Genomic DNA, 15,571 nt, shown 5'->3' with positions numbered 1-15,571 from the left:
TGCCGCCAGGGCACGGATACCTGGCCACAGGTTAGGTGTTCCACGAGACATCACCAGAGAACGCGCTGATGAAACCTGTTTTCTGGGCACAAAACGCAAGTGGCACTTTGGGCGAGGCAGTGCCGGTATCGCTTGCAAACGAGACCGGCGGTTGCCGCGGATCGGTGTCGTATGCGCATGGCGAGGCCAGCACGGCTAGCCCGACAAGGCTCATAATGAAAAAACGCATGGCGGCTGTCCTTCGATTGACCTGGTGACTGCCGAAGTCTTTTCGCAAAGCACTTCTGCAGGGTTTAAAAACCTCAGACCCGACGCCCGGAATCGGCTTCACCGCAGCAACAGAAGAGCTGATCTGACGCCCGGCGGCGAAAAGTTCCCCGTACCTCCCAGGCGGCGCGTGACCGGTTCAGAGAGCGCTCGGTCAGACGATGGTGATCACGACATCGATGTTGCCGCGTGTGGCCTTGGAATACGGGCACGTCTGATGTGCCGCCTCAGCCAGTTCCCGGGCTGCGTCTTGTTCAAGACCGGGCAGGATCACGTTGAGGCGGGCCCGCAGGAAGTAGGCGCCATCAACGTTGACCAGATCGACTTCCGCACCCACGGCAGTCTCTGCCGGTAAAGTAATTTTCATCTTGCGGGCGGCAAGACCCATGGCCCCGATGAAACAGGCCGACCAGCCGGCTGCGAACAGTTGCTCCGGGTTGTTGCCGGCGCCGGATGTACCGGGCGACGACAGCTTGATCTGGAGATTGCCATCGGAGCTGCGCGACGCGCCCTCACGGCCGCCGGTGGTGTGGGTCTTGCCGGTGTAAAGAACTTTTTCGATCTGGCTCATCACATGGGTTCCTTTGAACGTTTGCGCCGTGGCGCAATGACTGCTCACCAGCCATGGAAGGCATAAGGCGAGCGGGACGTATCGCGCATGTGTCCGGATTGAGCGAAAGTGTAAGCCAGTGTGTCAGGCGGTGGGCTGATACAGTCTGGTGCCAAACCCCGATGAGACGCCTGCCTGCAAAGACGCAGGATCTGCCGGCAGGCCTTTGTCACCGGTAGCGAGGCTTGTAACCGCCGATGCCTCTCATCCGAACGTGAAGACGAAGGCCTCGACGCCCGAGTCGAGAAAGCGGATTTCGAAGGTCCGCTCCTGGACCTTGGCCGCCTGCCGTACGAGTTGATAGGGCCGGGTTTGCGAGACAGTGCCGTTGCCATCGGCATCGACGTCGATGCCGTGGTTTTCGCCTGGCACATTGCCGTCGACCGTCACCTGGAACCGCACCGGTTTGCCACCGGCGCCCGTGCCGAGCACCAGATGTCTTCCGTTGCAACGAGTGCCCAGCTTGGTTTGGCCTTCCAGGCCGGAGCACTTGCCTCTGTCGTGAACGCCTTCCGCGACGCAAAGACCTGCGACCGCGCCAGAAATTCAGCATCGGCCTTCGGCAGATCCGCAGCGAAAAGTTCTGGAAACGCTTCGGTATCCAAATAGAAGAAATGGTCCTTGGTTACGAGAAATCCGCCCTTCTTCATGTTGATCATGTGGTTTGCTCTGGGCCAGCGCATGGCCGGCATCGCTGATCACCATGCCTCCATCCGACATGGATAGCCGGCCCGTCCTGAAGTGCAAGCACCCGTTTGACGGCCGAAATATCGTCTTCGAGGGATGTCAGAGGCTGTTGAACAACGGTCACCCTGTAGCCCTTTTTTGTCAGGCGTCGGCGACATTACGCCATCCTGAACCGGCAGCGAAGGCACCATGGGCAATGACGTCATTTTTCACCTCGGCAGCCGAGGCGGCGGAAAAGGATATCGCGGCAGAGAGCGCAAGACCGGCAATCGCGAGAGAAAGAAGCTGTCATTGCGACATTTCCTTCAGGTTCGCGCCACCGCAGGGATCGCGGCGGCGACAGAGACGCGTGTCATTCACACGCTTTTCCACCTGGGTGAAGGATGGGCGGACGGCTTGGGACGACAATTTTGTCAGGCAATGTATCGAGCAGAAATGCTGATACAGTGGCTTACAATTCTTCCGAAATTGCACCTCGACCAACCACGGGACTATGCTGCTAAAGCTATGCCAGGCCCCCGACAGAAAGTGCGAAGCCATGGATCATACCGACCACATCCTGATCGTCGACGATGATCGCGAAATCCGCGAGCTGGTTTCGAGCTACCTCAAGAAGAACGGTCTGCGCGTCACCGTTGCCGCCGATGGCCGGCATATGCGGGCCTTTCTTGAAACCGACTCGGTCGATCTGATTGTTCTCGATGTGATGATGCCGGGGGATGACGGGCTTGTGCTTTGCCGGGAGCTGCGGGCCGGAAAGCACAAGGCAACCCCCATCCTGATGCTGACGGCGCGTAGCGACGAAACCGACCGCATTATCGGCCTGGAAATGGGCGCCGACGATTATTTGGCAAAACCATTTTCTGCGAGGGAGTTGCTTGCCCGCATCAATGCGGTCCTGCGCCGCACCCGGATGCTTCCTCCCAATCTGCAGATCACCGAAGCCGGACAGTTGCTGAGGTTCGGCGATTGGCAACTCGACACATCGAACCGCCATCTGCTCGACGAGCAGGGAACCATCGTGGCGCTTAGCGGCGCCGAATACCGGCTGCTGCGCGTCTTCGTCGATCATCCGCAGCGCGTCCTGAACCGGGATCAGCTTTTGAACCTGACCCAGGGCCGCGATGCCGAGCTGTTCGATCGCTCCATCGACCTTCTGGTCAGTCGCCTTCGCCAGCGCCTACGCGACGATGCCCGCGAACCGGACTATATTAAGACGGTCCGCAGCGAAGGTTACGTGTTCTCCGTGCCGGTCCAGATCATCGAGGCGAGATCGTGAGCGTTTCGTCGGCCCCGCGACAGCCGTTTCGTTCCTGGCCAACGACGCTCGGATCAAGGTTGTTCCTGATCTTCCTGGCAGGGCTTATCATCGCCAACGGACTGTCCTTTGGTGTCCTCTTCTTCGAGCGCTACGTCATGGTGGAGGCGATGCTGCTCAACAATCTCGACAAGGATGTGACCACGGCCATCGCGCTGCTCGACCGTTTGCCGGCGAGCGAACGGCCAGACTGGGTGGGCCAGCTTGATCGCAGGACCTATCGCTATGTGTTGGGACCGGGCGTGCCCGGTGTCCCCGACGTGACGGGGCTTGGCGCAGAAATGGCCGATACCATCCGTAAGGCGGTCGGCGACCGGTTTGCCGTAACGGTTGTGTCGATCCCAGGAGCCGACGAACGTATGCAGGCGCATGTAACACTGAGCGATGGCGCGCCGCTGACAATCGATGTTTATCCAACGACAATGCCGCTGGCAAAATGGTTGCCCTATGTGCTTTTGGCGCAGCTCCTCCTTCTTGTTCTGTGCACCTGGTTTGCTGTCCGGCTGGCTATCCGCCCGCTGGTCAATCTGGCCGATGCCGTCAATGCACTCGATCCCGGCAAGAGCGTTGCGAAGCTCAGCGAGAGGGGCCCCCGCGAAGTCGCCTACGCCGCCAACGCATTCAATGCGATGCGCGACCGGATTGCCCGGTATCTCCAGGAGCGCGTTCAGATCCTCGCGGCGATTTCCCACGACCTGCAAACCCCGATCACCCGAATGAAACTGCGGGCGGAACTTGCGGAAGATTCCCTTGAAAAGGATAAGCTGTTGAAGGACTTGACCGAGATTGAGCGGCTGGTTCACGAAGGGGTGAGCTACGCGCGCAGTGCGCATGGCAATGATGAGAAGCCCTCCCGCATCGACATCGATTCCTTCATCGAGAGCCTCGTCTATGATTATCAGGACACCGGCAAAGCTGTTGAGTTGAGTGGAAAGTCCGGCATCACCTTGGTTACGCGTCCCCATGCCCTGCGTCGCATCCTCACAAACCTCATCGACAACGCCCTGAAATTCGGTGCAGCCGCCGAGGTTCGCATCGAAAGAACGGACGGCGGTTCGATAGCAATTGAAATACTAGACAAAGGTCCCGGCATTCCTCCAGAACATCTCGAAGACGTCCTTCAACCTTTCTTTCGCATCGAGACTTCGAGAAACAGGGAGACCGGCGGCACGGGTCTGGGACTTGCAATAGTCCAGGAGCTTTCGCGGGCAATCGGTGCAACGCTGAACCTGAGCAACCGAAAAGAGGGCGGTCTGTCGGTTCGGATTTTGATGCCCTGATCAGAAATCAGCAAAAATACTGAACATGATGGACTTCCATATCGCGCGCATAAATCATTCCCTGTCCTGCTTGTTGGGACGACGGAAACGCATCGAGCGACGGCCGCACTTAGCCCAGGCATAAAGGGATCGATGGCCCATAAACCCTGATTCGGCGCGCCCTCGGAACTCCGTAGTTGCCATCGCGTTATAACGAACCGGCTGCGAAGACCCCTTCAGCGCCGGCAGCTTCCGTCGCCGACGATCCGGCAGCGGTAAGCGGACCAGCGGTCGCCCCCGACCGCTGGTCTTTGAGCTGTCGTGAGGTATGAGATGACTCCTGGCATGGTCATAGGCGTCGCGATTGGGGCCGCGATTTCCACCGCCCTACTCGCCGATGCCGCGACCGGCATGGGAATAGCTCATGGTGCGGCCTGCGGGTATTTCTTGATGAGGAAGCCCTGACGCACACCACCTCAATGGAACTAGTGCCAGTTTCGGCCGTTTGCGCTCCAAGGAGCCGGCTATGGTCAGAAATGGCAATCACGCAGTTCTCGTCGTCCTCGCCATTTCCGCAATTGAGATCGTTCTGGTCTACGTCGCGAGCTTACCCGTGACGGATCAGGATGGCACAATCGACCCCAAGGAGAGCGTCGTGGCGGATTGACGGTTGCCACCGTATCTTTGTTGAAACCAATATATTCGAGTGTCATCATATACGTGGATGAGATATCCCGCCTTGCCACACCGCTGCCCGAAACTGCGGTGTGGCTTTTTTCATTGCAGCTAACACGTTGTCGACACGCGAATGGGATGGAGGGCAGTCGCCGCCGTTTCCATCCATCGGATTACATCGAAGACTTACCTGTCATGGCATTATTCATGTGAGTTGCGCATTTATCCATGTCCTTTGCAGCCATAGCTTCTTTGGCCATGGCCATTTCCTTCATCGCCGTATCCTTCTTGGCCGCGTCAGTCATGGCGGTGGTGTCGGTTTCCAATTTCATCATGGACGCCTCATCGCACTTCATCGTGGCGTCCTGAGCGATCGCTGCGTTGGATAAGGCAGTGCCAAGCAGGGCGGCAGCGAGTATAATTTTCAACATGGTTTGTCTCCTCCCGGACCAGCCACGGGATTGCGGCCGATCGCGCGATGTAAACTTGCTGAAAGCAAGGTTGTTCCCGCAAACTTTGCGCATGTTGGGCGATTGCTAGATTCCCGTACTCACAATCTCGTTACAACGAGAAGGTTTGCCTAAAGATACTAAGGTTTCGGAAATGGGTGCACTTTAGCCGACGCCTAAGTTGCTGGGCCTCCCGCCGATGGCTCAACCACAAGGAACCAACGACTTAGCTGTGCGTTTTGACACGTTCAGATAGAAAGGAACCCGTCATGAACCGTATCGTTTACATCGTTGGACTTGTCGTGATTGTCATCATTATCTTGTCGTTCTTCGGACTTCGGTGATAGCTGCCCAAGATGCTTGTCTGATTGGGGTCGTTGAAGTCAAGCTGCTCCCGATCTAAATTTCGGATGATACCGCCCCGCAGGCCACTCACTTCACTTCGCGGTCGGCGCTCCCCTTTATAGTGTCGGGGCTCCCCTTCTATAGTAAGGGGGCCGCCGCATGATGGTGTCTAGACGACAGGGTGTCCCAATTTCACGACCTTGGGTTTTCGCCCTCTGGGTTGAGGCTTTTAACGAGATCACTTGCTCATATCACCTTGCTTATCGTCCCCACGGGAACGATCCGACTTTTCCTCTCCGGTTGTTCGTCATCAAGCTGCGGCGGGGTCGATCTTGATACCGGCCTGTTTTCCGAATCGGAAGTCTTGCCCGTCGCTCCACCTGCGATGCAGGATCACGGCAAGTTTGCTGGCGACCGCGACGCGCGCCTGGCGACAACATGCAGGCCAGCCTAACCAAGTCGCGACAAACGGCGCGCAATGATACCCAAAACTGAAGCGAATCCGACCATGACCGTGACGGCGAAAATCGCTCTTACTGAATTGGGCAGCGGTCTCTTTGATGGGGGCTGGGGCTGCTGAAATCGAGCAATCTCCTCTCGGAGATGGGCAACATAAGCGGTGAGCCGGCGAAATTCTTCAGCGTCGGATAGACCAATACTGGGATGATTCGGCTGAGGTGCATTAGGCTCTTCGTCCTCGAACTCCGCGAAATATTCCTCTAGATCATTTTCATGGCCCGAGAGGTTCGACTTACCGGGTCTTTTGATACTTCTGCGCATGATGTCCCTGCTCCCATATCTTCGCTGCGAGACAACGCGACTGCAGGCAAAAGGATGCACGGAAGTGTGACAAAAAAGCCGTCACCCTTTCAGATGACGGCTTTTTCAAATCCAATGGTACCTAGCGAAGGAACAGCTGGAACACATCCTGCGAATAGTAGTAGCCGTCGCTGTGGCGGCGGTAACCGCGGCGATGCTCACGATAGCCACGGTGTCCATTCCAGTATCCGCGGCGTTCTTGGCGCCGCTCGGCGCGATCGTGGCGGCGTTCGTATCGTCGATCAAAACGATCGCTGCGCCTGTCGTGACGGCGCTCTACCCGATCTTGGCCGTCGTTCTGGCGCCTCTTCCAGCGAGGCGCGTCATCATCACCGTAGCGGTCTTGAACGGCTTGTACGTCAGACGTTACCTGAGCCTTTGCGGGAACGAATGGAGCGGCTGACGCTGGCGTGAAGGTCGTGAGACCTACTACCATGGCAATTGCAGCGGCGCCGACGGTCTGAATCATCTTTCTCATGGTCATCCTTTCAAGGTGATAACTGACCATGCGCCTGGGGTTATGAACCCGATGTGAACCCGTCGTTAATGTTGGGGACGGTCAGCGCGCCGAACGTGAACGTCAGTTATGGAGGGCCTCCGGCAATAACATCGCCCGGCAGTCCGTGGTGACCCCACAATTGTCACGCAGCTTTTGCACCGAAGGCGCGACAGGCAACCACGTGAAGTGAGGCAAGAGATGAGCCCGCCTTCTCACAAAATCACAGACCACGGCGTACTGTGATCTGTCGCCTGCATTGGCCGCAAAGAGGCGGCTGACTATTGCGGCATCGGCGAGTCGACCTTCAGCCTGTTGCTGTCCACTCACAGGATGCCACCGCCAATCACTGCACGCGGAAACGGGACAAGCGCGCGATCGACGCTCGGCTAAATGAGATCGACGTAAAGGGGCAGGATAAAGAAACGGATCTGCAGAATTGAGCGGGAGCATGACGCGAAGTTTGGCGCCACTTCAAAAGTTAACAACGCCCTCGCCAGTCGCCGTTTTCGCCATCAAATACTATACAAATGAACAACAACCCCAAAAATGTTCCTTGAATGACCCCTAAAATTGCAGTGTAATATGTTCATTCTTGGGAGAAAAGCAGGCAATCCATATTGCAATTTCTTATTGTGAGCGTTTTCAGTGGTCATATTTCGCCGCCATCTGGCAACGGATGGCGGCTTTTTATTGTGAAGCTAACCGGCGGGTTTTCCCGTCCTGATATCCTTAACGACTTCTTCCACAGCGATCAGAGCCTCATCAGAAGTCCAGCCTGAGGCGACGGCTGTAGATACTATTGCGCTCACTAAAGGGTGGATGTATTCTTCACATTCCATCGTGCGCTGCATCTCGCCAGGCGCATGCTTTGGTGGGGGGATTTGCATGTTGATCTCCTTCGCCTATGAACCTCGCTCCCGCCGAAATGTTCCCCTAATTGCCGATCCGAACGCAGCGAAATACACTTACTCTCGTCGCTAAGGCGGAGCGACGCGGAAGCTGGCTGCTCCTACACGTTGCGGCTGACTTCCATCCTCGAGTTGCCAATTTCGTCTAGTGCCCTATCCTGATCTCCATGCCGAGCCGCCCTTCCTGAGATCATCCTTCTTGCGCTGATTTTCCTCGCCGTCGGCGTGGCGTTGATGCTATTCATAGGACCTATTTTACGAATGCTTGGCTGGCCTTCTTGACTCTCATCGCCATCAGAACATAATGAGAACTTAATAAGAACATCACTGTCGATGCGGCCGCTCATTCAACAGGATATCCACACGATATTCACTGGGTTATGCACAGTGGCAGGAGAAGCCATGCCTACGATCAGCGCCGCCGCGTGCGACATCCAATATTCCGGGCCGGTCGATGAAATTGCCGCAGCGCTTTCCTTCCATCATGGGGACGTAGGCGCCACGATCGGAACATTGCTCGCAGATATCAAGTTTCTAAAAAAGCAGCTGGCCGTCACCCAGATCGGGATGATCGGTTTCACGCGTGGTTGGCAGCCGAGCTTTGAACGGGACGTTGAAGAGGAGAGTACTCATGCCGAACAATCTTGAGTGTGTTGATCGACAGTGGGAAAGCCGAAGTGCTGCATCGCTGCTGGTGGCCGATGCGATCGACAGTTTGATGGCTCAAGGCATGGGCGAGCACGACGCGATCAGTGCTCTCGAAGACGCGCTGCAGATTCGACGCGTCACCCTTAATATGCAGATCGCGCAGGATTGAGATGAGCCGTTACAACGAGATCAGGACGGAGCTGATCGATATCTTGGCAGGACTGGGGACTGAAGCCACAAGTCTCGTTGCTGTGGGCGTACCGATGGCTGTAAAGGGATTCAGTGAGAACGAGATCCTCAATGTCCCGTTGGCTTGAACCAAGACAAGATCATCGAGCTTCTGCCCAACAATGAGTTGCGGGTATCATCCCCACCTCGGCGACCAATGCCTTCAACCGGCTAAGAGGCGCTCCTATCCAATTGCAGAACTCGCCCACAGCATTTGACCACGGATGTACTGGCACTTGCTGTGTGGCGCTTGGAGAGGTCGGCAAAAGCCTTTCATTGCGGAACTCCTCCGGGCCGCGAACGAGGTGTCAGAGCTGACGGCCGGCGAACGGATAAATTTGCTGCTTCGCGCCTTCCATATAATACGAGAGCTGCGGCTGGAAACGGCGTCCGGCACGGGTATCGGCGCGATATGCTCCGTGACCTGGAGATTGCTGCCCTACGAGCTGAACATGGTACTGAAGAAGACGCCAAAAAAGTCCTGTTGGAGACCGCCGACATGATCCGGACGCTAAAGATTGTGCTGGATGGGACGAAAGAAATGATTAAGGGCCAATAGCGTTGGCTGGAGCACTTGGCCGGCTACTATGGAGATGGGCGAAAGAAGGCGCGCAATTGAGCCAAACATGTTCCGGCTGAGAAGCTAAAAAATGCTGCAGCCAAAGTTAGTTAACAAAACCACTTTCTTTCCGCTTCAGAGAGGCGCATTTTGCCGCCCTTAGTCGATTAGGGGCCGGGCGGTCTTGGACTAATTTCTCAGGGGAAGGAGTGGAGAGCGATGTCACCGAAGACAGCGCAACATAACTATCGATGGCTACCAACTTACTTTACGCCCGACTATGATTTTGTTGGGTATGACGGCGAGAGGATAATTGGGCGAGTGACGTTGGAAGGAAGGCTGGGAGCTGAAGGGGCTTGGCAGTGGTCAAACAGACCCCGAGCTGACGTCAGCGGATTCGGTATCCAACAAGGCTATGCAGCCTCTAAAGAGCTTGCCGTCGAGGCGGTCGAGCATCTCGATCAAGAAATTATGGACCCCAGCATACAGGCTGTGAAGCAATAGCTTGCAAGACGTGGCCACCCCGCGAAATTAACGCGCGGGGTGGCAAGGTGGCGCCGCGTTCACTTCCAAATCAACACGCGCTAACCGCGGCTTCCGTTTCACAAGAATATTAAAAGACAGCCCCCGCAGTTTCCAGCGAGGGCCTAAATGCTTTGGTGCTCAAATGCACCGAGCGTTTCTGCTCGACGTGAGCACCATGGCATATTTTATATTCCTAATGTTACTTACCCCGCGTTAGGGTTATTTGGTAAGGTGAATGGCGCCGCTCGGCCAACAGCGAGACGGCACTCATTATTCAAAGAGATTAGCGATAGCGCCGACGCTTCTGACTTTCATCAAGTCGACTGCCCCTATTCCAACAGCAACAATTCGACCCCAGTCTGGTTTCCAGCGACATGGAGGACAGCATGATGGTTCAAGAATCCAAGTGCTCGGTAACCCGTGAGGATCGTCATCTTGCATGTCAGGAGGCGGTAGATGGGCCGCTAAAGGAAATACTAGATCGTGCGACCACACACGGCTGGGGCACGATCGAGACGATCACCGCCATGGAAGAAGTGCTGAAAAACCTGGGCGCGACCTGGCCGAAGACCCGCCACCAGCAGACAGCGGTGATGCTAACGACTTCGATGCGTTCCCGGCAGGCGATGGGTTGGTCAAAGCGTATGTGGGTGGGCGGGAAAAGCCATGACGGTCTATGCTTGGGCCATCAAAGTGCCCGGCCGCAAGGACGTTCAGCATGTCACGGACTTGGCGGAGCTATGCGATTATTTGCGCGTCATGGATCTTACCGGCGTCGCGCCGCCGGAGTTCGTCACGCTGGACGCGGAAGTGTCCGACCATGGCACCTATCACCACGCCGAAGGCAGCATTGACGAGTGGTCGCTGACGTGGACGAAGGTGGATGGCGAAACTGAGGTCATCGACTGACGCCGTTAACCTTTCGTTAACCGCTTGATGGCAACATTAGCATGAGCTTGGAGGCGGAACACCCAAGCGGCTGGACATATAACCCAGACCCTCCTGCAGAAATGCGGGAGGGTTTTTCGTTTCGGCTTTGGATTCGTCGGCGCCTGCACCAAACGCAAAACAATAAAGGACCGCCTGCCCGGTTAGGGATAGGGGGTTAGGTCCGCCATAGTTGGCGGCAAGTTATCATGGTTCTATGTGGTGCGTCGCGGCAGTGGCTTGTTGGCGTGGTTCTCTACGATACCATCAACACGGACGGTCATGTAATCGACTGCAGCGTTCACGCCTTGGATAGCACCCATCAGTTGTTCGGCGGTTCGCAAGGCCCCTGCTTCGAAACGCAAGTCTCTGCTACGTGAAGGCGGTGGGTGGCTAGGTCAGCCAGCACTCCAGCGGCTTCTGCAGCAGCTTCGGTGCTTCCTGCAAAGCGTCTGCCTTGGCGCGATCCACCCTCAATTCTGCACCATACGCCGGACACGATACCAATCAGGCTGACGAAGAAAAGATGAATTGAACCGATTTAGATTCGAGACCATACCGGATTGGTGTGTTCGTTTGCCCAGATTGCCGCGTTGAAAATCTGTCAACCATGGGTTCAGAACTGAAGGAGTGAGACGGCTATCAAGCACAGCCTGACTCGCGCTGCCGCAGTCTGCCTTGCGAACACGCGCCATATCCAAAAGGAGACTGTTCTTCCGATGCGGCCAGATTACCACCACCATCGGCTCCAAGCCTATCGATGTGGACTATGACAAAACGGTTGCAAGCCAATTTATGTGGCACCGATGCCTTTTTAATTCCGGTATGATTGAGGCATGCCTTGCCACCGTAGAGTGTTATTGACGCTCAGAAACTAAAGAAGAGCTGGAACACCTCCGCCACGCAGATAGCAATCGGTGTTCAGGGCCGCATGGCGGCCCTGAACCCTGGAAAAATTAGACCGAAGAGGCACGGCCCGCGTATCGAGCGCGCTCTGCGTCGATCTCCGCTTGGCTATAAGGTTCGGACGCATGATCGAAGCCGGTCCAGCCCTGTCCTTCGTACGCGCTCCGTCGGGCCGGCAGATCGACCCAGTTCGACCGCTGCAGGATTGCCTCGGCCTCGGCGGCGCGCCCTTCGTCAACCTTGGCGGTGACCAGCGTGCCGCCGCGCCGGACGCCTTCCGCATAGACATGGGCATCGCGCTCATCGACACCTGAATCCGTCAGCGCCCCGATCAGGCCGCCAGCAGCTCCGCCAACAACCGCACCAGCGACAGCACCGGCAGCCGTGGCAGCCAACCAGCCCGCGGCAACGACCGGGCCGACACCTGGAATGGCCATGATGCCGAGACCTGTCAGCAGACCGCCGACGCCACCAACTGCAGCACCAATGCCAGCGCCAGTGCCGGCGTCGTCACCGACATCATTTTCGTTGTCCGTATAGCCGCCATCCGCATTGTTCGAGACGATGCTGATGTCGCTATCTGAAATGCCCGCGGCTTTAAGCTGGTCGACTGCGGATGTCGCATCGGAATAGGTGTCAAATAGTCCTGTGACTGTCTTCGTCATGGTGTTTCTCCTTGTTGTTGTTCTTGGTTGCGCTTACTTGGCGACGATGTTGCCCTGGTAGTCCAACGACACCATCACCGCCTTGCCGTCCTTCGTGGCCTTACCCTGCCAGACGCCCTTGTCGTCGAGCTTCAGCTCTGTGACGTCGGAATACCCGGCTTCGACGATACGATCCTTGGCCTGGCTGTCCGTGAAGCTGTTCGCGCCTTCTACAGGTGCGGTGGCGTTCTGGTCGGAAGGCGTCGCAACTGCAGGAGTGTCGCCATCCGGATTCGGCGTGGGGGTCGCGGTTTGTGCAAATACCGACGTTGCGGAAAAAGCGATGACCGCCGTTGCGATGAGCATATTCTTCATGGTTATCTCCTTGCAGGATCGCTGAAATGATCCTCGGGTCAGACAACTTTCGAAGGTCGTGAAGGTTCCAATCGCCGTGGCCCCAGCGGGAAAACTTTTGAAATCCCCAACATTAATCTCCTGACGGAACATGCGGCCGCCGATCGAGTTGATGAGCAGTTCACGAAATACGAGAGATCATTATGTCGCGCAGCGCAATGACCGCACTTCTCAGCGTCCTCGCCGTCGCCGGATTTCAAAAACCGGGACAAAATAGCTGCAATGCTCGAGGGTCTCGCTGGGAATCCCTGGCGCAGCGCGGTTCCCAGTGGAACGTCCGCGAGCGATCCAGCGACTGCACGGCAGTCGGGCGGCACGGGCGATTTGCTGGATGGACTGAGTGGTACTCGGGGGGAGAAGGCCTTGGCGACTTGCTTCGGGGAACCGCCGGCGCAGGTGGTATCCTGAGCGGCGGGCTCGGTGGCCTGCTCGACCAGTTTAGCCAAACCGGCCATGGCGAGACGGCGAAGTCGTGGGTCCAGGATGGCCCACATTCCGAGATCGATACCGAACGCTGTCCGAGGCTCTCGGTCCTGGTGTTCTCAAAGACATTGCTGCACGAACCGGGCCGTCGCAGGAAGAAATCCTCATCAGGTATCGCGCGATCTTCCGAAGGCGGTCGATGGTCTCAAACCCGAAGGGACGCTCCCGGTTGAAGTCGGCGACCAGCAGGCAGAAGAGCGGGCGACATCGGTTCCCTCGATCAAGCCGACTATCGTATGATGCCGCCGGACCGCATCGCCAAACACGGGATTGCTGACATGAGCACGAACGGCATGCATTACTACCTGACACGCCTGGAAAACGATGCCGTTGCCATCGGCTCGCAATCCCAGACCATTGATGATGTGAAGCTCATGTTGACGGCAAACAACATTCCGATCGAAGAAGGTCTGGCCGAGTTGCATCGATCGGGGGTCCTTAAGTTCCGTCGACCATCGCCCAGTGGCCAAATGGAAACCATACTGCAGGCCAAGATTCTGCATTAAGCCGAACTCCCATTCTGCCGCCCCCGCAGGTTCGCCCTTCAACTGACCGAGGAGTGACAGGCCCTCGTCTGGGTTCGTGGCCGAAGTTCTAGGGCGCTTGCTCACGGACAAAAATAATGCTTTTGCCGTTAATTATTTGTGCAGCGCAGCAACCTTCTGGCACATGGTGCGTTGGGGATCGGGCGGTTCTCGCCTCAGGCTGCTAGGAGCACCAGATGCGATCCATTTCCGACACGATTGAACGACTGAGCAAATTGCGCTCGGCCCACGGTCCCTCCCCGCTGTTCGATGACAGGCTGACCGATCTCGGACCGTTCGGTTCCAACCGCGGTGGCCTCGAGGCGAAAATTCACATCCCAAAGGGGCTCATGCCGCGCGCGCCACTGGTCGTGGTTCTTCATGGATGTACTCAGACCGCTAGTGCCTATGACCAGGGCTCAGGATGGTCTCGCCTCGCAGACGACTATGGCTTCGCAGTGCTATTCCCGCAGCAGACGCGGAGCAACAATGCCAACACCTGTTTCAACTGGTTTGAGCCCGGCGACTTCCGGCGTGACCAGGGAGAGGCGGTTACCATCCGTCAGATGATCGAAACTGTAACCTCGCAATACGACATTGATCGGAGCCGCATCTTCATCACCGGGCTGTCGGCAGGTGGAGCGATGGCGAACGTCATGCTCGCGACGCATCCGGAGCTTTTTGCAGGTGGCGCAATCATTGCGGGCCTTCCTTACGGTACTGCGACGAAGGTTTCGGAAGCGTTTGACCGCATGCGCGGCCATGGCCTACCGGGACCGGATGGCCTCCAAGCGCTTCTTCGGTCTGCGTCGCCCCATACGGGACCTTGGCCGTCGATATCGGTCTGGCAAGGCACCAACGACCATACGGTCGTCCCCGCGAATGCTCTTGCTATTATTGAGCAGTGGCGCAGCGTGCATGGGGTGCAGCACCCGCCCGTAACCGAACGGACCAACCGCCATCAAAGGACCGTCTGGAAAGGTGCGGACGGGCGGGAAGCTCTTGAGCTCTACCAGCTGGGTGGGATGGGACATGGAACGCCGATCGACGTTCCATCGGGCTATGGCAAAGCTGGCCCCTATATGCTGGATGTCGGAATCTCCTCGACCCAGCACATCGCCCGCTCCTGGGGCTTGATCGCATCCTTCGAAAAACGGGTGAACCTTGATCCCGGAAAGTCGCACGAGCCGCCCGCGAGTACCTTTCAATCGCCATATGCTTCAGAAAATGGAACGGGAATCCAGCAGACGATCGAGAAAGCCCTTCGGGCCGCAGGCCTTATGAAGTGATCGCAGACCGCAGCGACCGGTCTCAAGTGAGGCTGTCCTCGAGCGAAGCGTTATCGCCCTGTGACGCGTTGCATTCTCAGCCTCTCAACCTGCTTGAAGCCGCCGGTGCTCAACATCGAAATCGGACTGTATCTGGAAATTGAAAGAGAGACATGACCACGACCGACCGGCAAGCCTTCATGCAACATCTGATCGAGAAGGCCGGCGCATCCGGCAGCCCAATCGACGGTGACGCAGATTTCATGATGCTGGCGCAGCGTTGGATCGACGGCGAGATAGATATCGCAGAGATGCGCGCGCGTTATCGCCAAGTTCGCGAGTGTCGGCTCTCAGAGCGTAGAACTGCCCGCTGTACTACTGTCTTCGCACCATCTGGAGGGGCGTATTCATCTTCCGACGATCTTCTCGAGGAGATCGGACGGATGTCGGATTCCGCAGGCTACTGAAGGCGGTGGAACATTCAGCACCCCATTGGTTACAAGAGGTGTAAACGAGGAACATCCCATGAGCACCTATAAGGACGAGCGCGGCGATACGGTTTCGAGTGTGGAGACGCAGAAGGTCGTGGAGGCTACGCCCCTGCAATCA

At 57.0% G+C, this 15,571-nt stretch carries 19 protein-coding genes and 1 pseudogene; 11 read left to right on the top strand and 9 right to left on the bottom strand.

Annotated features, from left to right (window positions below; genetic code table 11):
• Nucleotides 1–31: 31 nt before the first annotated feature.
• The 3 genes and pseudogenes from ACP7E0_RS24100 to ACP7E0_RS24090 all read right to left on the bottom strand — a co-directional run.
• A complete protein-coding gene (locus tag ACP7E0_RS24100; protein WP_426128487.1) occupies nucleotides 32–229 on the bottom strand; it encodes a hypothetical protein in 198 nt (65 codons plus the stop codon).
• A gap of 192 nt (nucleotides 230–421) precedes the next feature.
• Entirely contained in the window at nucleotides 422–838 is a 417-nt protein-coding gene (locus ACP7E0_RS24095; RefSeq protein WP_426128485.1) for an organic hydroperoxide resistance protein, read from the bottom strand.
• Between the two features lie 243 nt (nucleotides 839–1,081).
• Nucleotides 1,082–1,315: pseudogene (locus ACP7E0_RS24090) on the bottom strand (cytochrome c biogenesis protein DipZ); the annotation flags it as partial.
• A 787-nt stretch (nucleotides 1,316–2,102) separates the two neighbouring features.
• On the opposite strand from ACP7E0_RS24090, the gene ACP7E0_RS24085 reads away from it, so the two are divergent.
• From ACP7E0_RS24085 to ACP7E0_RS24075, 3 genes are all read left to right on the top strand, one after another.
• Complete coding sequence (locus ACP7E0_RS24085) at nucleotides 2,103–2,843, top strand: response regulator (RefSeq protein WP_426128483.1); 741 nt, start codon at nucleotides 2,103–2,105, stop codon at nucleotides 2,841–2,843.
• A complete protein-coding gene (locus ACP7E0_RS24080) occupies nucleotides 2,840–4,162 on the top strand; it encodes an ATP-binding protein (RefSeq protein WP_426128481.1) in 1,323 nt (440 codons plus the stop codon). Before ACP7E0_RS24085 ends, ACP7E0_RS24080 begins: the two co-directional genes overlap by 4 nt.
• 505 nt (nucleotides 4,163–4,667) lie before the next feature.
• Nucleotides 4,668–4,808: a hypothetical protein gene (locus ACP7E0_RS24075; RefSeq protein ID WP_426128479.1), complete on the top strand. Its 141-nt coding sequence runs from the start codon at nucleotides 4,668–4,670 to the stop codon at nucleotides 4,806–4,808.
• 181 nt (nucleotides 4,809–4,989) lie between these two features.
• On the opposite strand, the gene ACP7E0_RS24070 is transcribed toward ACP7E0_RS24075, so the two are convergent.
• The 4 genes from ACP7E0_RS24070 to ACP7E0_RS24055 form a co-directional block, all read right to left on the bottom strand.
• Nucleotides 4,990–5,247, bottom strand: coding sequence for a hypothetical protein (locus ACP7E0_RS24070; protein WP_426128477.1), 258 nt, complete (start codon nucleotides 5,245–5,247; stop codon nucleotides 4,990–4,992).
• Nucleotides 5,248–6,060: 813 nt separating this feature from the next.
• Entirely contained in the window at nucleotides 6,061–6,390 is a 330-nt protein-coding gene (locus tag ACP7E0_RS24065) for a hypothetical protein (RefSeq protein ID WP_426128475.1), read from the bottom strand.
• A 121-nt stretch (nucleotides 6,391–6,511) separates the two neighbouring features.
• Nucleotides 6,512–6,907: a hypothetical protein gene (locus ACP7E0_RS24060; RefSeq protein ID WP_426128474.1), complete on the bottom strand. Its 396-nt coding sequence runs from the start codon at nucleotides 6,905–6,907 to the stop codon at nucleotides 6,512–6,514.
• A 1,030-nt stretch (nucleotides 6,908–7,937) separates the two neighbouring features.
• The gene (locus ACP7E0_RS24055; RefSeq protein ID WP_426128472.1) at nucleotides 7,938–8,183 is read right to left on the bottom strand and encodes a hypothetical protein; all 246 of its coding nucleotides are present in this window, start codon (nucleotides 8,181–8,183) and stop codon (nucleotides 7,938–7,940) included.
• Nucleotides 8,184–8,238: 55 nt separating this feature from the next.
• On the opposite strand from ACP7E0_RS24055, the gene ACP7E0_RS24050 reads away from it, so the two are divergent.
• The 4 genes from ACP7E0_RS24050 (at nucleotide 8,239) to ACP7E0_RS24035 (ending at nucleotide 10,705) form a co-directional block, all read left to right on the top strand.
• Nucleotides 8,239–8,484 (top strand): hypothetical protein, encoded by a 246-nt coding sequence (locus tag ACP7E0_RS24050; RefSeq protein ID WP_426128470.1) that lies wholly within the window; start codon nucleotides 8,239–8,241, stop codon nucleotides 8,482–8,484.
• On the top strand, nucleotides 8,468–8,653 hold the full coding sequence (locus tag ACP7E0_RS24045) for a hypothetical protein (RefSeq protein ID WP_426128468.1): 186 nt from the start codon (nucleotides 8,468–8,470) through the stop codon (nucleotides 8,651–8,653). Before ACP7E0_RS24050 ends, ACP7E0_RS24045 begins: the two co-directional genes overlap by 17 nt.
• 837 nt (nucleotides 8,654–9,490) lie before the next feature.
• Nucleotides 9,491–9,775, top strand: a complete 285-nt coding sequence (locus ACP7E0_RS24040; RefSeq protein WP_426128466.1) for a hypothetical protein — start codon at nucleotides 9,491–9,493, stop codon at nucleotides 9,773–9,775.
• Between the two features lie 687 nt (nucleotides 9,776–10,462).
• Nucleotides 10,463–10,705, top strand: coding sequence for a hypothetical protein (locus ACP7E0_RS24035; protein WP_426128464.1), 243 nt, complete (start codon nucleotides 10,463–10,465; stop codon nucleotides 10,703–10,705).
• 974 nt (nucleotides 10,706–11,679) lie between these two features.
• Here ACP7E0_RS24035 and ACP7E0_RS24030 read toward each other — a convergent pair.
• On the bottom strand, nucleotides 11,680–12,294 hold the full coding sequence (locus tag ACP7E0_RS24030; protein WP_426128462.1) for a general stress protein: 615 nt from the start codon (nucleotides 12,292–12,294) through the stop codon (nucleotides 11,680–11,682).
• Between the two features lie 33 nt (nucleotides 12,295–12,327).
• Entirely contained in the window at nucleotides 12,328–12,648 is a 321-nt protein-coding gene (locus tag ACP7E0_RS24025) for a PepSY domain-containing protein (RefSeq protein WP_426128460.1), read from the bottom strand.
• Between the two features lie 182 nt (nucleotides 12,649–12,830).
• On the opposite strand from ACP7E0_RS24025, the gene ACP7E0_RS24020 reads away from it, so the two are divergent.
• The 4 genes from ACP7E0_RS24020 to ACP7E0_RS24005 all read left to right on the top strand — a co-directional run bounded on the left by ACP7E0_RS24020 (nucleotide 12,831) and on the right by ACP7E0_RS24005 (nucleotide 15,429).
• Nucleotides 12,831–13,343, top strand: coding sequence for a YidB family protein (locus tag ACP7E0_RS24020; RefSeq protein WP_426128459.1), 513 nt, complete (start codon nucleotides 12,831–12,833; stop codon nucleotides 13,341–13,343).
• Nucleotides 13,344–13,448: 105 nt separating this feature from the next.
• Nucleotides 13,449–13,676, top strand: a complete 228-nt coding sequence (locus ACP7E0_RS24015) for a hypothetical protein (RefSeq protein WP_426128458.1) — start codon at nucleotides 13,449–13,451, stop codon at nucleotides 13,674–13,676.
• 215 nt (nucleotides 13,677–13,891) lie between these two features.
• On the top strand, nucleotides 13,892–14,983 hold the full coding sequence (locus tag ACP7E0_RS24010; protein ID WP_426128457.1) for an extracellular catalytic domain type 1 short-chain-length polyhydroxyalkanoate depolymerase: 1,092 nt from the start codon (nucleotides 13,892–13,894) through the stop codon (nucleotides 14,981–14,983).
• Nucleotides 14,984–15,135: 152 nt separating this feature from the next.
• Nucleotides 15,136–15,429 carry a hypothetical protein gene (locus ACP7E0_RS24005; RefSeq protein ID WP_426128455.1) on the top strand — a complete coding sequence of 98 codons (294 nt, stop codon included), beginning with the start codon at nucleotides 15,136–15,138 and terminating at the stop codon, nucleotides 15,427–15,429.
• Nucleotides 15,430–15,571: the final 142 nt, after the last annotated feature.

The sequence above is a fragment of the Pararhizobium sp. PWRC1-1 genome (genome assembly GCF_049897905.1).
Lineage (GTDB): Bacteria > Pseudomonadota > Alphaproteobacteria > Rhizobiales > Rhizobiaceae > Pararhizobium.
This window is presented reverse-complemented; position numbering and strand designations above follow the sequence as displayed.

Bases quoted from the DNA above. Each gene is read 5' to 3' on its own strand.
- ACP7E0_RS24055 (WP_426128472.1), bottom strand. From the start codon at position 8,183: ATGAGCGGCCGCATCGACAGTGATGTTCTTATTAAGTTCTCATTATGT.
- ACP7E0_RS24030 (WP_426128462.1), bottom strand. From the start codon at position 12,294: ATGACGAAGACAGTCACAGGACTATTTGACACCTATTCCGATGCGACA.
- ACP7E0_RS24065 (WP_426128475.1), bottom strand. From the start codon at position 6,390: ATGCGCAGAAGTATCAAAAGACCCGGTAAGTCGAACCTCTCGGGCCAT.
- ACP7E0_RS24075 (WP_426128479.1), top strand. From the start codon at position 4,668: ATGGTCAGAAATGGCAATCACGCAGTTCTCGTCGTCCTCGCCATTTCC.
- ACP7E0_RS24040 (WP_426128466.1), top strand. From the start codon at position 9,491: ATGTCACCGAAGACAGCGCAACATAACTATCGATGGCTACCAACTTAC.
- ACP7E0_RS24100 (WP_426128487.1), bottom strand. From the start codon at position 229: ATGCGTTTTTTCATTATGAGCCTTGTCGGGCTAGCCGTGCTGGCCTCG.
- ACP7E0_RS24015 (WP_426128458.1), top strand. From the start codon at position 13,449: ATGAGCACGAACGGCATGCATTACTACCTGACACGCCTGGAAAACGAT.
- ACP7E0_RS24025 (WP_426128460.1), bottom strand. From the start codon at position 12,648: ATGAAGAATATGCTCATCGCAACGGCGGTCATCGCTTTTTCCGCAACG.
- ACP7E0_RS24085 (WP_426128483.1), top strand. From the start codon at position 2,103: ATGGATCATACCGACCACATCCTGATCGTCGACGATGATCGCGAAATC.
- ACP7E0_RS24045 (WP_426128468.1), top strand. From the start codon at position 8,468: ATGCCGAACAATCTTGAGTGTGTTGATCGACAGTGGGAAAGCCGAAGT.
- ACP7E0_RS24005 (WP_426128455.1), top strand. From the start codon at position 15,136: ATGACCACGACCGACCGGCAAGCCTTCATGCAACATCTGATCGAGAAG.
- ACP7E0_RS24010 (WP_426128457.1), top strand. From the start codon at position 13,892: ATGCGATCCATTTCCGACACGATTGAACGACTGAGCAAATTGCGCTCG.
- ACP7E0_RS24095 (WP_426128485.1), bottom strand. From the start codon at position 838: ATGAGCCAGATCGAAAAAGTTCTTTACACCGGCAAGACCCACACCACC.
- ACP7E0_RS24070 (WP_426128477.1), bottom strand. From the start codon at position 5,247: ATGTTGAAAATTATACTCGCTGCCGCCCTGCTTGGCACTGCCTTATCC.
- ACP7E0_RS24020 (WP_426128459.1), top strand. From the start codon at position 12,831: ATGTCGCGCAGCGCAATGACCGCACTTCTCAGCGTCCTCGCCGTCGCC.
- ACP7E0_RS24035 (WP_426128464.1), top strand. From the start codon at position 10,463: ATGACGGTCTATGCTTGGGCCATCAAAGTGCCCGGCCGCAAGGACGTT.
- ACP7E0_RS24050 (WP_426128470.1), top strand. From the start codon at position 8,239: ATGCCTACGATCAGCGCCGCCGCGTGCGACATCCAATATTCCGGGCCG.
- ACP7E0_RS24060 (WP_426128474.1), bottom strand. From the start codon at position 6,907: ATGAGAAAGATGATTCAGACCGTCGGCGCCGCTGCAATTGCCATGGTA.